A 15,803-nucleotide genomic window follows, 5' to 3' on the forward strand; every position below is an offset into this window, starting at 1 on the left:
GCCAAAAAGCCACTAAATCACAAAGGGATTGTTTCTTAAACAGAATTTTGTTTGGGTAACAAATGTGAAGATCTATTTATAAGACAGCCTCTTTTTGTTTCATTCAAATACCGAAATCCATTAAGGCCAAGTTTCTATTTGTATTCACTATTTTCGTAATAATCCATGGCTTTCGGCATTTGTTTTTCAAGTTGTTCTTTTCTTTTTCCCGGACCGGGGTGTGTTGACAAAAACTCTGGTGGAGCCCCATTTTTCCCTTCGCTCATCCTGTCCCAGAAACCTGGTGCTACCCTAGGGTCATAGCCTGCCATTGCCATAAAATTGAGACCAAGTTGATCGGCTTCCAATTCATGCCTTCTGGAGAATTTCAACATGCCCAATTGTCCACCCACGCCAAATGCCTGTAAGAAAATATTTTGGGTCAAGGTGGGATTTTGTCCCATTGCGGCCTGAGCTCCTCCTAAAAGACCGTTAAGCAAAAGACCATTAGACATCCTTTCCCTACCATGATTGGCAATAGCATGCGCTACTTCATGCCCCATGACAACTGCCACCCCAGCCTCATCTTGACAAATAGGCATGATGCCTGTGTAAAAAGCCACTTTTCCTCCTGGCATACACCAGGCATTTACGATATCATCTTCAATCAAATTGAATTCCCAAGCAAATCCTTCCAGTTGTTTTTCGTAGCCCTGCTCCCTCATATACTTTTCCACAGATTCTGCAATCCTTCTCCCCACTTTTACAATCATTTGCCCCTGGGGGGTATTGGTAACTATTTTATTCTCTTTCAAAACTTGGGCATACTGCTCATAAGCCAATGGTAACAGCTCTTCATTACTCACCAAAGCCAATTGACTTCTACCACTCATGGGTACTTTCGCACAGGAATAAATGAATAACCCCAATGCCATTAAAAAGATAATTTTCTTCCACATACTGTTTAAGTTTACTACGAAATTAGCCCAAAAAGAGTGCCATTTCAAAGTATATATTTACTTTTTTCTTATTTTCATCACATAAAACCAATTGCTAATGAATACTGCTGCAAAAAAATACCTAAGTAGAATGAATAATCCACTGATATTCTGGTGGGCAATGCTTTTTAAACTTCCTTCAGCCGTTTTTTGGAGGTTAAAAGTTACTAAACTCGACATGGATCAATGCGAAGTGACTATTCCCTATTTTTGGAGGTCACAAAACCCATTCAATTCAATTTATTTTGCAGCATTGGCCGGGGCTGCTGAACTGAGCACAGGTGCACTCTGTCAATTGTCTTTGGCAGGTAAAGGAAAGTTTAGCATGTTGGTGGTCGATTTCAGAGCAGAATACCATAAAAAAGCAAACCAAAAGATAACATTCAGGTGTGACCAAGGGAAGGTATTAAATGAGTTGATTGATGGACTCAAACCCAATGAAACAGGGAAACTGACCATGATTTCAACGGGAACTAACCCATCAGGAGAAGTTGTAGCCAAATTTTTTGTCACTTGGTCATTTAAACGAAAATCATAAACAAATTTTTATAAAAGCATAAATTCTATTAATAGAAATGAGGTAACCTTTCTTTGAAATAAAGGGTATAAACTTTTTGTATATAGACAGATAATCATGCCGTTATTCATAATTAAGACCTGGTTCCTGAAAAAATTGTGTTCTCTCCATATTCACACTTCGCTCTTCAGTGATACCAGGCACCATTTACCTGAAAAACTTCATTCAGGTTTAATTTTGGCTTATGCCAAATGTTAAGTTGAGTTCAATCTGTTCGTGTTAATTTTTTTAAGTTGCTTAACACCTTATTTTGCTGGTTGCCTTTTGTATAGGTTGAAGGCCATCTGGACTCCGGATGGCTTTACTTTTATCCATGGGGATACCATGGTCAAATCATCAATCCTTTCTTCTATTAGAAGTTTTTGTTTCCGGATAGATTTCATTTTCCTCTCGATACCTTGTCCTTTGATTTAAAAAATTGATCAATAGATTTTCAACCCGCTGCCAATCCATATCCAAAAACTGGTGAGTAAGGTTTTGGATGTTAAACTCGATGATTAGGTCGTCCAAGTCTTTATCGGTTAGGTTATAAATTACTTTCAATTCCTGCATCACAGAGTCTGACTGAATAAGTTCAAGGTAATCCTTTTGACGAGCCATAAAGGCCAGTTTTCTTGCATATTCGCGCTTCTGCCTTTCCGACCTCATGAAATAGGAAATGGGACCATCCAATGTAATTCCCGGAACCATCCCACCTTGCTCTGAAGTTCCAAGGTACATTTTACCCGGTCCAGTAGGCCGATCACCTAAAGAACGCATATTTGAAAGATTACCGGCATTAAATGGAATCACCAATTGGTCAGCATACAGGTCAAACCTAGGTAAGGTCCTCGCGTCCAGGTAAACTTCTGTCAGGATATGCCTGTCTTTTCCAACCACTATTCTCTTTTGCAGGTAATAATTTCTTGAAAACAATAGACTATCACCTTCATTGGCCAATACCCTGAAATAGCCCCTTTCATTGGTAAGGCTACTGTCCATATTTTGAAGGTTTACCACCCATACCTTATCTAAAAAATTCCGGTCAAGGCCATCTATTACATTGCCTGTAACCACTTGGGCTATAGCGATTCTGCCATAACACAGGAGAAAAACAATAATTAGACCTTTTACATGCTTCACTTCCCGAAATTACATACTGGGTTCAATCAGAAAAAATTATAGGCGTTAAAAATTATTAAGTTGAACTGCTCTTTTTATTTCAATTTAATCAATTTGAGTATTTTGCATAACGTAAAAATGAAGGTTTTGCAGGAGCAGCTTAAATTCAAATTGACCAGATATGCACCTACCCCCAGTGGCTTCTTGCACCTGGGCAATATATTTTCTTTTATTTTTACCTATCATATAGCAAAAAGATTTGATGCAAAGATCCAACTTCGAATTGATGACCTGGATAGTGAAAGGGTTAAAAATAAATACCTGCAGGACATTTTTGATACCTTAGATTTTCTCGGACTCCCTTATCATTTGGGACCAAAAAACATAAAAGAGTTCAAGGAGGAATATTCTCAACAAAATAGGCGTTCATTATACGATAAAGCAGTAGAAACTTTAAAAGACTCAGGCCAATTATTTGCCTGCGATTGTAGCAGAAAAAAAATCCGGAACTTACATCCCAAAGGGTACTATACTGGATATTGCCATCAAAGAAACCTTGAATTTGAATCACCTGATGTGGCATGGAGAATGCGGCTTGATGGATCAAGTAAAATCATTTTAAATGATCTTTTGAAGGGAAGGGTGGAAAGTAAAGTCCCTCAAGAAATTGCATTTTGCATCATCAGAAGGAAAGACGGTTTACCTGCTTACCAACTTGCCTCATTAGTAGATGATCTTCATTATGGCACAGATCTCATTGTAAGGGGTAGGGACCTCTGGGCTTCAAGCTTGGTTCAGGTTTCAATAGCCTCACAACTTCCTTCCAATAATTTTTCAAAATCACTTTTTTTACATCATCCCTTGTTCAAAGGCCCCGACAATAAAAAACTTTCCAAATCATTTGGCGCTACTTCCATACGCAATCTCAGAAAATCCGGAAATAAAAAAGAAGCAATTTTTAGATTAATCGGAGCATACCTAAAGCTCGAGAAACCTCTGAATTGTCTGGAAGACTTCGAATTCTTATCTCAATTAACTAATCAAAGTCCCCAGCGTAAAAAATAAACCAAACAAAAGGGCCTACCCTCCATAATACTTGGTAAGCCCTTTTTATTGATAAAAGAATTTCAGGATGAAAATAAATAGGCAATTATTCATCAAAACCTAAACCTGCAGCATTAAGCATTTTGGCATAGGCTGTCTTCCTTCTTGCAGCAAGATTGTTGAGCGTTACCTGAGCATTGAATAAGCTTACCTCCCGTGCATTTACCAAGAAAAGGGAACTTTCCCCCATCTCAAAGCGCATTACTTCACCTTCAAGTAACCTTTCTAGTCCACTGACATTATTGGTAAAGACCACCAACTGTTCATCCACAGTTTCAAAGTTAAATATCTCACCTTCCAATTTTGTTTTCAATTGGAACAGTTTCAGTTCCCTTTCATAATTTTTGAAGTCTAACTTCGCCTTTGTAAAACCCAAACTTCCTCTTTCCTTCCTCAGAAATAAGGGCATGGCAAAAGTCAGCCCCATTTTATAATCATTCTCCAGGAAGGGCGAGGTTTGTATGGGATTGATCGTTTCGGTCAGGAAATTATAATTCACCCTGACCACAGGTTTCAGCAAATCTGCTTTAAACCTCCTCTCTACCTCTGTTGTAGCAATATCAAAATCCTTTAGTTGCAATTCAGGGTGTGAAAGCACATACTGCCTTAAAGACTCCTTACTATAATCATAAAGCATCGGATCCAATACGTTTTCTGGAAAAATAGTCTCCACCAGATCTATTGGTTCTTCATTTTCATCCCAAAGAAAAGTATTGATCAACTGTGTAGTCCTAAAGAAGTTGATTTGCGCTGTCTGCAGGCTGAACTTTCTATCCATAACCTGGGTATAGGCCTCGACCGTATCAATAGCTGGGAAATCACCTTGAATAAAGCTTTCCTTTACCATTTCGAAACGTTCTTCCGCCAACCTTAATCCTTCCTCGAAAACATTAAGGTTATTGTAATCTGCTGCCCATTTCCAGTAGGCGTCAGTGGCATCCAAATACAGGTCATTCAGTATTTGCTGTCGTTCCGCTTTGGTTGCTTCTTGGAAGATTTGAGCCTGTCTTAATGCCGCCCTTCGATTATCTATGAATAAGCCTTGTCCAAGGTTTACAGAAGCTCCTAAGGCAAACAGTCCATCAGAAGGGACAGTTTGCTCGGGATTAAGGAAAGCACCGGAGTTTTGTTCAAGTATCCCTTTTAACTCCACACCGCCCCAAGTGGGGATCCCAACACCCCCTACCCTAGTATCGTAGTATTCTGTATTTTTAAACCTTTTAGTACTGTAATCTGCAAAGATTTTAGGATCAAAACCACCCCTTGCGGCACGAAGCTCCTGCTCGCCAAACCGGAGATTTATATCAGCCAATTTAGCAACAGGATGATATGACCTAACCCAGTCCATATACATTTCAAAGGAAAGCTCCTCCTGTGCATGCAATGCATGAGTACCTAGCAATAAAATGATTATCAATAGTTTACGCATGGATTATTTCGCCTTTCTATTGTCAGCCTTTTCCCTATTTGTATAATAGTCTGGTGGGAAACCATTGAGTTGTCGCCATATCTCATACCAGAGCGGTACATCATTCAGCAAGGCGATACCATCTGCGCCGGAGCCAATTCTCAAAGCATCTGGCCAAGGTTTATCCTCGGGATCCTCTACCACAAGTATTCGGTATTGGCCGTTTAGTCCTGCAAAATTATCTATGGCATGTACGACCCCCCCAAAAGTTCCATTGGTGATCTGAGGCCAGCCTGAGAATACTATGGCAGGCCAACCATCGAATATGAATCTCACTTTATTTCCAATCCTTATCAATGGAAAATCTACAGGCTGAACAAACATTTCTACAGCCAACTGTGCATTTCCTGGAAGTATACTGATAATTTCTGCACCTTCTTTGATTGTCTCACCTATACCTACCTGAATGGCCCTCGTGATATAACCCTCCTGTGGAGCAAGGATATACCTAAATCCGGTTCTTACCTCATAATTGGTATATTGATTCTCCAATTTAGTAGCGGTCGCCTCAGCATCAAATTGCGCGGACATGGCTTCATACATATCTGCCGTGGCTTTAGCCATTCTGTCCCTAAAATCATTATCAATGGCATTAAGTTCTATCTGCGCCGCAATTCTTGCATTGATACTTTTAAGCAGGTCATTCTCTGAAGCGATAAGACCAGCTTGAACCTCTTGAAAACGTAATTGTCTTTGTTCAAAGTCAGTCAGAGAACGTAAACCCTCTTCAAACAACTTCTCAGCCCGCTTCAACTGTTCTTCACCTATTTTAAAATTCACTTTAGCCTGCTCAAATTTGATACTATCTGAAGTAACCTGTAACTCGGCCATTTTCAAACGGTTTTCAGCCTGCTCCCTCCTAAGGACATTGTTTTCACGAAGTGCTCCAATTTGAACATCCAATGATTTTACTTTCTCAGCATAAGACCTTGCCGCCATGGACTTGGCGTCTACCTGTAGCCTTGTCCTGTCCAAAAGCATAGGATCAAAATAATCGTCTTTTATCTCAGAAATAAGTAAAACCGTATCTCCTTTTTGAACATAATCACCTTCACCGACATGCCATTGTTCAATCCTCCCTGCAATAATAGAATGTACAGTTTGAGGCCTTTGATCCGGTCTCAATGCTGTCACAAATCCTTGAGATCGGATATTTTGTGTCCATGGAAGAAAAAGGAACAAAAAAGCACCAACAAGTGACCAAACCAGAATTTGTATTCTTTTTCTACTTTCTCCAGTGGGGAAGCTCATTCCAAGGCTTTTATAGCCATCAACTTTGATCTTATCCCCAATTTTATTTTTTGATATATCTAACATAACGTATGGGGTTATATTTTTTTACTCTTTAAATACACCTCAGAGGATCCATCAAAAGATAGCTTACCTTGATCAAGTACTAAAACCCTTGGAAATTTCTTTATAATTTCAGGATCTTCTGACACCATAATTAGGGTCCAATTACCATCGAGGAGATACTTAATAAAGGCTTCCTGTTCTTCTTTGTTGAAGCAAGAAATGATATCTTCCAACAACAAAGCTTTAGGGTAATTGACCAAACACCTAGCCAAAATCAGTTTACTGATAATATGCTTGCTAAGATTTTTACCTTCTGGCAATAAAATGGTATCCCAATCCTCGGGAAGTTTGTAGATATACTCCTTCAAACCCACCAAATCAATGATTTCCCGTACATGCTTTTCACCGACATCTTTGTGTAAAGTGATATTATCATAAATAGAACCATTGAAAATAGACTGGTGAGACAAACTATCACCTATATAACTTCTCAATCGGTCAAGATTCATGGTGTCTATTGGCAGGTCATTGACAATGACTCTGCCATCATGTTCTCCAAAAAGTCCTGCCATAAGGTATAATAAAGTACTCTTTCCACTACCGCTTCCTCCTGTAAGGATTACTTTTTCACCAGGATTGATGGAAAAATTGATATTCTTGAGAATATCAAAACTGGTGTCCTTCGATTTATAACCTAAATCCCTGACTTCAAACTTTAGACTTTGGCTGTTTGTGGAAAGGGATTTTTCCGTTCCTTCCTGTCTTTCAAGCGGCAAGTCCAAAACCTGACCGATTTTTTCAGCAGCAGTCAATGTATCGTAAACCGTATCCAAAGAAAGGATTACCTTTTCAACAGAACTTACTATTAGAATGATAACCACTTCAGCTGCAATAAACTGACCTATACTGATTTGATTGTCAATCAAAAGCAAACTACCTACAACCAATAATACTGTTACAATTAATGCTTTAAAGACAATCATAACCTTATATTGTAAGACAAGGACAGCAAAATGCTTGTTCCTGAAATCCACATAAGAGGCCAGCAGCTTGTCAATGGTATTGAAGGGGAGTTTTGAATTTCCGGCCAGTTTGAAAGTAGCCATCGTCCTGCCTATCTCTTCTAACCAATAGGCTGTTTTATATTTTTGTGTGGAAACTTTAAGATTTGTTTCCATACCTTTTGGACTGGTATAATAAAATACCAGCACAACCAATGCAATCAGGATTACGCTGAAAATAACAAAGAATATATTGTACAAGGCCAAAAGTATCATACCAAAAAATATCTGAACCGTCGCAAAAGAAACGTCAATCAAGATTTTAGCCATTCCTTTTTGCAGATTTACTGCATCAAAAAACCTGTTTACAATTTCTGGCGTAAATTTATCCTGAAGCGCATCCAACTTCATTCTTGGTAACCTGTATGCAAAACTAAAGCCTGTTTTTGTAAAAACGCGCTGCTCAAGTTTTTCCGTAAGGTAGAGCTGGGAAATTTGTAAAAACCCACCAAAGGTGATACCTACTGCTACTACCAGTACCATCAAAAGCCAAGCAGTACTGACTCTTCCTCCCAACACAAAGTTGACGATGGCCTGAATACCTAATGGATAGATCAAGGAAACAGCACCATTCAGAATGGAGTAGAAATATATGGCGTATACCTCCTTCTTTTCTTCAGCGATGAGTTTGAAAAACCTCCTCAAAGGGGTTACTGCTAAATCAATTTTCATTTGCTATCGTTTTAAAAACTAATTGATTGAAAAAATCAACCCTTCTCTCATCACCTGGTTGGTGCTCAGTCATATCAGGCAAATGTCTTGAATAATAAGACTGCATCAAACTGGATTCCATGACCGTGGACACCAAGGTCTTGGGATATTGAAAACAGGGGTTGATTTCTTTGATAATTTCGGCTATGATTTCACCCAATTTGAAGTAGTGGTTGAAAAAGCCTTTTTGATATTCTTCATCTACCTCTTTGGTCATAATGGCCTTAGCTGCTTCGTCTGTCAATAGCCTTCTAAGAGACAAAGGATCTATAAAATCATTTTTAGTGAATATGGGTCCTTTAACTAGAATTTTTATGGCAATTTCTAATTTGCGCCTGGGGTCTTCCATATTGGCTGTTCCGAAAATAAAATTCTGTCTCACATAACCCCAATACCAAGAAGTAAGATACAAAAGTAATTTATGCTTATTTTCAAAATACCTGTAAATTGCTGACTCTGTGCAACCAATCTGCAATGAAAGTTTTTTGAATGAAAAATTTTCAAATCCCAAATCCATCATCATATGAATGGAATTACGGATTATTTCTTTTCCTAAATCAGAACTGAAAGGATCTTTGAGGTAAATATCCTCATTGACATCCACTCGGATTTTTTGTAAAATGCTCTCCATATTTTACTGTTGCAAACACAGCACTAACGGATCACCCTCACAAAAAGTTTACTCTATTGTATAAAAAGTTTGCACCACTCACAAAAAAATACAACCTCTTATATTAAGTGCCTGATTATCATTTATATAAATCATTGAATTATATGAACACGCAATAGTTTTTATTAATTTTTATTAAAAAACAACCCAAATTAAGTCTGACAGTACGATAAATAAGAATAAAAAACAGGCTATCCCATTAATAGGGACAGCCTGTTTTTTTTATTCAAGAAGGTATCTGAATCAAATTTCATCCAGCCAAATTTAAGGGCCTTCATTTGACTTATGATACAACTTCATGTGGTTAATTGGAACTTTAAATAGGGTCTGCTGAAAAAACTTGCACTTTGATCTATTAAGGTTTTCCAGTAAACTATAATTTAAAACACCTTAGCTGTTTTCACCATACCCTAAATAGTCACCTTTTCATATATGCTTCTCTTATGGACCTGAATTCTGAGCCATCTTTCCATTGAGGCCAAGCGTTGCTATTGGCTATTCTTAGGCCTACCTGGTAGTAGAGCTTAATTTCATCTAAAGCAGCTTCCAAGTCCCACTCACCAGGAATATATTTATCTGATGGCTTATGATAATGGTTTAATGTAAAATCCATCTGTCTTTCTAGTCCATATGCTTTCCCCAATTCTACGTGATCTATTCCTGTACCAAAATAAAGCGCTGGAATACCGATTTTAGCAAAATTAAAATGATCTGATCTATAGTAATAACCCGCGGAAGGAGTAGGCTCAGGGGCACTGTATCTGCCAAGTTTTTGAAGTTCATCATCCAAAAGATCTTCAAGATCAGATTGCCCTACACCGATAACAGACACATCCCTCATTTTACCAATGTGATTTACACCGTCAATATTGATATTGGCCACGGTTTTTTCTTTTGGAAAAATAGGGTTTTCTGCATAATAGGCAGAGCCCCACAAACCCTGTTCTTCAGCAGTTACCATCAATAGGACAACTGATCTTTCCGGTGGATCAGACTGGAATCCCTTACCCAAAGCCAAGAGTGCTGCTACCCCACTGGCATTATCCAGCGCACCGTTATAAATACTATCACCGGTTTCATCTGCCTTTCCTATGCCCAAATGATCCCAATGAGCAGTATAAATCAAATATTCATCAGGTCTTTTTGAACCTTCAATCAATGCTATCGCATTTTTTGACTGATCGTAGTTAACCTCTACAGATATCTCACTACTTGCTTTAATTTCCAATGGAATAGGTTGAAAATCCGGTAAACTGGCTTTTTCCATCCAGGCATCCCCATCTAAACCTGCCAAAGTGAAAAGATGCTTGGCTATTGGTAAGGTCACCCAGCCTTCGAAAACAGGATTATACTTTTCCTTACCTCTTGAGTCTAAGTAAAGCTTTGGAGAGTTCCAACCATTTTGCACCACGTTAAAACCATAACCTGCAGGACCTGTATCGTGGATAATTAGTGTGCCTAAAGCCCCTTGTCTGGCAGCTTCTTCAAATTTATAAGTCCATCTTCCATAATAAGTCATGGTATTTCCCCTAAAAAGATCCGTTTCGTCTTTGCCAAAGCCTGGGTCATTGACCATTACCATGACGATTTTTCCTTCCACATCAAGATTTTCATAATCATTCCACCCATACTCTGGAGCAACAATGCCGTATCCGGCAAACACTATTTCAGCATCTTCGAAGCTGACCTTTTGATCAGTACGCTGAGTCCAGATGACATAATCACGGAATCCTTGAAGACTTAATTCACCGTCTTGGTGACGGATGCGCATATTTTCTTCAGGCCTTGAAGTAATAGACATCATGGGAACTTCCTGAAAGTAACTGTCCCCATTCCCCGGTTGAAAACCCAAATTTCTGAATTGTTCCTCCAAATAATTTAAGGTTAAAGTCTCCCCTTCTGAAAAAGGCATTCTCCCCATAAATTCGTCAGAGGAAAGGGCAATCACATGGGGTTCAAAATCTTCCACTTTGAAGGAAAATTCTTGGCTTTCTTTTTCGGCACAGGCCAAAAAAAACAAGTATGCTGAAAATATCAGCGGTACTTTAGTGAATTTACTATTGAACATATTGATTGAGATGATTTTTCCAAAAATAACAAAATTTCAATTCCTAAGATTTCCATCCAATCATATCAGATATTTGAACCTTTTTATTTTTTAATCCTATTTTTACCAACAATTTAAACCATTCTATGAAAACCGTACTAAAAGTCTTGCTTTTTCTGGCCATAGCCTTGGCAGTCACCTATATGCTGGGACCAAAAGCTTCCATAGAACCACTTTCCGGCGATTACCCAGAAGTACCTACGAGAATGTATGATTTGGAAGCCTATGTAACAAGTAAAGAGGATACGGTAAAAGGATTAAAACCCGGCAACAAGGCAAAAATTGTCTGGGCGGATAGCGTTAATAAAAGCAAAACTTCCTATTCAATCGTCTATATACACGGTTTTGGGGCCAGTGAAATGGAAGGTTCACCCGTGCACAGGGAAGTCGCCAAGCATTTTGGTTCCAATCTTTATCTGGTACGGCTACCGGAACATGGTATCGATCGGGAAGATGCTATGAAGCACCTTACTGCACAGAAATTGGTGGATGATGTGCGCGAGGCCTATATGATAGGAAAAAGTTTGGGGGATTCTGTCATTGTGATCGGCACCTCCATGGGCGGGGCATTGTCTTTGGTCCTTGCCTCTGAAAGAGCGGATATGAAAGCGCTTGTGCTTTATTCCCCTGCCATCCGTGAAGGAGGAGATGCGCTGGAACAATTTTTCCGACCATGGACCAAGTTTTTGGCTGAAAGGTTTGTGTATGAAAATGGGGTAAGAATAACCCCAAGGGAGGGTGATAAAGCTAAATACTGGTCTGAACAGTATCATGTTAATGGCTTTGAAAGTTTAGCTGTACTTTTAAGGAGTAAAATGGTGGGTGATACATTTTTAAAAATAGAGCTCCCTGTTTTCATGGGATATTATTATAAAAGTGATCAAGAACAGGATTTTGTGGTTTCTGTTCCAAAAATGCTGGAAATGTTTGACAGGTTAAAAACACCGGACAGGATGAAAAGAAGGGTTTCCTTTCCTGATACAGGTGACCATGTCATTGCATCAAGTATCACATCGGAAGACTGGGAATCAGTTTTAAATGAAACAATACTGTTTTTGGAAAATGTTGCAAAAGTCAAGCCTCCTAAATACGAGGAAACTGAATTAGAGGCCGCTTCTTAGTGGTGCCCATAATTTTTATGACCCGATCTGATGGCAAGGTTTAAAATGTTTTGTCTTGGGGGCAGCGGACAGGTTGCATAAGGCGTGTACACACAGGGTGGATTGTACGCCTTATTGAAGTCCAAAATAATTTTACCGGAAGCATCAGGCCGCTTAACATACATATAGCGACCACCACCATATGTTTCTACCCCGCTCGTCTCATCTGCAAAGATCAAAAACAGTTCCTTATCCCCTTCATTTCCTAGGGCATCTATTCGATAAGACTCCCCCTCCCATTGAAATTCAATATATCCAGGGGACAAATTTGGGCTTGTTTGGCCAATCACATTGGTAATGGGGATTTCCTTAGCTGGTAGATAAGGGACAAAATCAGCGATAAGTCTCCATTGAAGGGCTACAGGAAAGCGATCCACGCCTGTGAAAGATGTTACAATTTCTGCTTCATAATCTCTGAGACGAACCCCATACGCATCGGATCTTTTGATAATGGTCCAATGAAGGCTTCCAAAGGATATAGCTTGGGAAACACTGGCATTAGCATCAAAAATCAAGGTTTTTTCCTGAATTTCAACATCTTCCGCCATTACTCCCTGGACTTCTGGAATGAAAAACACCCTGTCTTCAACCCATTCAAATTTCCCTATTTCCTCTGGAAAATGTGGAGCTTCCAATTTGAAATCCATATTGTCCCCTGACCCAAAGGAAGTAAATCCTTCTTCCAACCAATGCAGACCTATCAAATTCAGCCAACCGGTCTCTGAGGTTAATGAAGCCATTTGCTTTTCATGCCAGTCATTGATTTCTTCCAAATGCGCTTCTTTAGAAATCTGATGGTTTTGGCCACAGGCCGCCACAATCAACCAGATCAAACCTGAAATCAAAGCTTTTATCTTCATCTAAATTTTAAATTAACAGCGGAAAATTAAGCAGTTTTCCAATCAATTAATGAAAAATTCCATGAATGACATAAAAACAAGTTAATTTATTTGCTTATTTGGGCCAATTCAAACTTTGAACAAACCTATGAAAACCCAGGTACTAACCTTATTATGTTTCCTCATATACTGGAATCTGCCAGCACAAATTGGGGTAAATGCAAAAAAACCAGATGGTGCCATCCAATTGTTCGATGGCAGCAGGGAGATGTTAGATGAGAAATGGACTTATTGGGAGGGGCCAAGGCTAAAAGCAGAACTTCCCATAAAATGGCAAATTGTTGAGGATCCGGTCGATGAAGGTTTTGCCATGAACAGCAATGACCCTGCAGCAGCCGGAGGCCTGTATGGTGCAGCCGATATTGTCACCAAGCAGGAGTTCAAAGATTTCAGATTACATGTGGAATTTTTAGTACAGCAAGAAGGTGGCAATTCAGGTGTTTACCTACAAAACAGGTATGAGATACAGATTTTAGATGGAGATTATGGCCTTCATGGCATGGCTGCCATTATCAATGAGCACTTACCAACGGTTCAGGCATACCATGGGGTAGGCAAATGGAATGCCTATGATATCCAATTTAGGGCAGCCCGGTTTGAAAATGGTAAGTTGACCGAAAAAGCCCGGGTAACGGTTTACTTTAACGGTCAAAAAATCCACGAGGATAGGGAGATACAGCAGGTATGGGGAGGTCCCAATTCTGGATTGGATGGAGGAAATGATGGCGGGAAAGGAATTACTGACCGACCCGGGGGAATTAAGCTACAGGCAGAGGGCCACAATGTACTTTACCGTAATATTTGGATACAGGAGTTAGATTTAGAAAAGAAATCTACTAATTTCTAATCAGTATCTATCAATTTTACCCTGCTCTTTGTAATCAAAATGTCTATCTTTGCCCCTCTAAAAATAATAGCCATTCATGATTTCAGTAGATAATCTCTCCTTAAAGTTCGGTAAAAGAACCTTATTTGAAGACGTTAATTTAAAATTCACTCCAGGTAACTGCTATGGTGTCATAGGTGCCAATGGAGCCGGAAAATCAACCTTTTTGAAAATCCTTTCCGGTGAACAGGACAGTACCACAGGAACAATCAATATTACTCCTGGACAACGTATGGCTGTTTTAAAACAGAATCACTTTGAATTTGACGAAGTGGATGTTTTAAAAACTGTTATCATGGGTCACAAAAAGCTGTTTTCCATCATGGAAGAAAAAGATGCTATTTACATGAAAGCAGATTTTTCAGAGGAGGATGGAATAAAGGCTTCCGAATTAGAAGCTGAATTCGCTGAGATGGATGGTTGGAACGCCGAGTCTGATGCAGCAGCCTTGCTGTCAGGCCTTGGTATTTCAGAAGACTTACACTATCTGCAAATGAAAGAGTTGGCCGGTAACCAAAAAGTGCGGGTACTTTTGGCCCAAGCCTTGTTTGGTAATCCGGACATCCTTATCCTGGACGAACCTACCAATGACCTGGATACTGAGACCATCAATTGGTTGGAAGATTTCTTGGTTAATTTTAAAAACTTGGTCATCGTGGTTTCCCATGATCGTCACTTCCTGGATGCTGTTTCTACCCATATTGTCGATATTGATTTTGGAAAAATCCGTATCTATTCCGGTAACTATACCTTCTGGTACGAGTCTTCGCAGTTGGCAGCTAAGCAAAAATCCGATCAGAATAAGAAGATTGAAGAAAAGCGAAAAGAGCTTCAGGAATTCATTGCCCGTTTCTCTGCCAATGTGGCGAAATCCAAGCAGGCTACTGCCAGGAAAAAAATGCTGGAAAAATTGAACGTGGACGACATCCAACCTTCTACCAGAAAATACCCTGGGATCATTTTCAAACCGGAAAGAGAAGCAGGCGACCAGATTTTCATGACGGAGGGATTGGAGTTGAAAGATGAAAATGCCATCTATTTCACCGACGTCAACCTGATGGTGGATAAGGGAGACAAAATTGCTTTTATCTCTAAAACCAAACAGGCGGTCACGAAATTCTTCCAAACCATTATGGAAGATATCCCGGTACAAAAAGGCAGTTTCAAGTGGGGAGTTACTATCAACAAAGCCTATTTGCCCAATGATAACTCCAAGTATTTCCAAACAGAATTGAATTTGATTGATTGGCTACGACAATATTCAAGCAATCAGGAAGAAGCTTATGTGAGGACATTCTTGGGAAGAATGCTTTTTACAGGAGAAGAAACCTTGAAAAAAGCATCAGTACTTTCCGGTGGTGAAAAGGTACGTTGTATGATTTCAAGAATGATGCTTCAGAACCCAAATTTGTTGCTGATGGATGAGCCTACCAACCATTTGGACTTGGAGTCCATTACCGCCTTCAACAATGCGATCATTGAATTCAACGGAACAGTTTTGCTGACTTCTTATGACCATGCTTTTGTACAATCCACTGCCAATAGGATCATTGAATTTACACCGAAAGGCACGATTGACAGAAGAATGCCTTATGATGATTACCTTGAATCTGAAGAAATCAAGGCTTTGAGGGACAAGATGTATAGTTAGTAGACACAAGACTTAAGAATTAAGACTCAAGATTGATGTACCAAGTACCAAGTTCATGGTACTTAGTACATGGTACTTGATACCTGGTACATTTGATTCTCGCTTCTAGTCTCTAGCTTCTTATGTCTTATGTCT

13 protein-coding genes are annotated in these 15,803 nt (G+C 39.3%); 5 read left to right on the plus strand and 8 right to left on the minus strand.

Annotation, left to right across the window (positions count from 1 at the left end; all coding sequences use genetic code 11):
- Positions 1-134: 134 nt before the first annotated feature.
- Positions 135-938: a M48 family metallopeptidase gene (locus tag B879_RS08050; RefSeq protein WP_009184670.1), complete on the minus strand. Its 804-nt coding sequence runs from the start codon at positions 936-938 to the stop codon at positions 135-137.
- Positions 939-1,035: 97 nt separating this feature from the next.
- Here B879_RS08050 and B879_RS08055 point away from each other — a divergent pair, with 97 nt between their 5' ends.
- Complete coding sequence (locus B879_RS08055) at positions 1,036-1,515, plus strand: PaaI family thioesterase (RefSeq protein WP_009184671.1); 480 nt, start codon at positions 1,036-1,038, stop codon at positions 1,513-1,515.
- Between the two features lie 375 nt (positions 1,516-1,890).
- Here the strand turns inward: B879_RS08055 and B879_RS08060 are convergent, their stop codons facing one another.
- Positions 1,891-2,676, minus strand: a complete 786-nt coding sequence (locus B879_RS08060) for a hypothetical protein (protein ID WP_009184672.1) — start codon at positions 2,674-2,676, stop codon at positions 1,891-1,893.
- 102 nt (positions 2,677-2,778) lie between these two features.
- Between B879_RS08060 and B879_RS08065 the strand changes: the two genes are divergently transcribed.
- On the plus strand, positions 2,779-3,720 hold the full coding sequence (locus tag B879_RS08065; protein ID WP_238542104.1) for a glutamate--tRNA ligase family protein: 942 nt from the start codon (positions 2,779-2,781) through the stop codon (positions 3,718-3,720).
- Between the two features lie 85 nt (positions 3,721-3,805).
- Here the strand turns inward: B879_RS08065 and B879_RS08070 are convergent, their stop codons facing one another.
- From B879_RS08070 to B879_RS08090, 5 genes are all read right to left on the minus strand, one after another.
- Positions 3,806-5,188, minus strand: coding sequence for a TolC family protein (locus B879_RS08070; RefSeq protein WP_009184674.1), 1,383 nt, complete (start codon positions 5,186-5,188; stop codon positions 3,806-3,808).
- 3 nt (positions 5,189-5,191) lie between these two features.
- Positions 5,192-6,544 (minus strand): HlyD family secretion protein, encoded by a 1,353-nt coding sequence (locus B879_RS08075; protein WP_009184675.1) that lies wholly within the window; start codon positions 6,542-6,544, stop codon positions 5,192-5,194.
- Positions 6,545-6,555: 11 nt separating this feature from the next.
- Positions 6,556-8,256, minus strand: a complete 1,701-nt coding sequence (locus B879_RS08080) for a peptidase domain-containing ABC transporter (protein WP_009184676.1) — start codon at positions 8,254-8,256, stop codon at positions 6,556-6,558.
- On the minus strand, positions 8,246-8,926 hold the full coding sequence (locus tag B879_RS08085) for a TetR/AcrR family transcriptional regulator (protein ID WP_009184677.1): 681 nt from the start codon (positions 8,924-8,926) through the stop codon (positions 8,246-8,248). The genes B879_RS08080 and B879_RS08085 overlap by 11 nt, the downstream gene beginning before the upstream one ends.
- Before the next feature lie 457 nt (positions 8,927-9,383).
- Positions 9,384-11,033 carry a M28 family metallopeptidase gene (locus B879_RS08090; protein WP_009184678.1) on the minus strand — a complete coding sequence of 550 codons (1,650 nt, stop codon included), beginning with the start codon at positions 11,031-11,033 and terminating at the stop codon, positions 9,384-9,386.
- A 125-nt stretch (positions 11,034-11,158) separates the two neighbouring features.
- Between B879_RS08090 and B879_RS08095 the strand changes: the two genes are divergently transcribed.
- Entirely contained in the window at positions 11,159-12,193 is a 1,035-nt protein-coding gene (locus B879_RS08095; RefSeq protein WP_009184679.1) for an alpha/beta hydrolase, read from the plus strand.
- Here the strand turns inward: B879_RS08095 and B879_RS08100 are convergent.
- The gene (locus tag B879_RS08100; protein WP_009184680.1) at positions 12,190-13,092 is read right to left on the minus strand and encodes a DUF1684 domain-containing protein; all 903 of its coding nucleotides are present in this window, start codon (positions 13,090-13,092) and stop codon (positions 12,190-12,192) included. The genes B879_RS08095 and B879_RS08100 overlap by 4 nt on opposite strands.
- A 127-nt stretch (positions 13,093-13,219) precedes the next feature.
- Here B879_RS08100 and B879_RS08105 point away from each other — a divergent pair, with 127 nt between their 5' ends.
- Positions 13,220-13,978: a 3-keto-disaccharide hydrolase gene (locus tag B879_RS08105; protein WP_009184681.1), complete on the plus strand. Its 759-nt coding sequence runs from the start codon at positions 13,220-13,222 to the stop codon at positions 13,976-13,978.
- Positions 13,979-14,054: 76 nt separating this feature from the next.
- Positions 14,055-15,668: an ABC-F family ATP-binding cassette domain-containing protein gene (locus B879_RS08110; RefSeq protein WP_009184682.1), complete on the plus strand. Its 1,614-nt coding sequence runs from the start codon at positions 14,055-14,057 to the stop codon at positions 15,666-15,668.
- The last annotated feature ends 135 nt before the right edge of the window (positions 15,669-15,803 follow it).

It is taken from the genome of Cecembia lonarensis LW9 (genome assembly GCF_000298295.1).
Classification (GTDB): Bacteria; Bacteroidota; Bacteroidia; order Cytophagales; family Cyclobacteriaceae; genus Cecembia; species Cecembia lonarensis.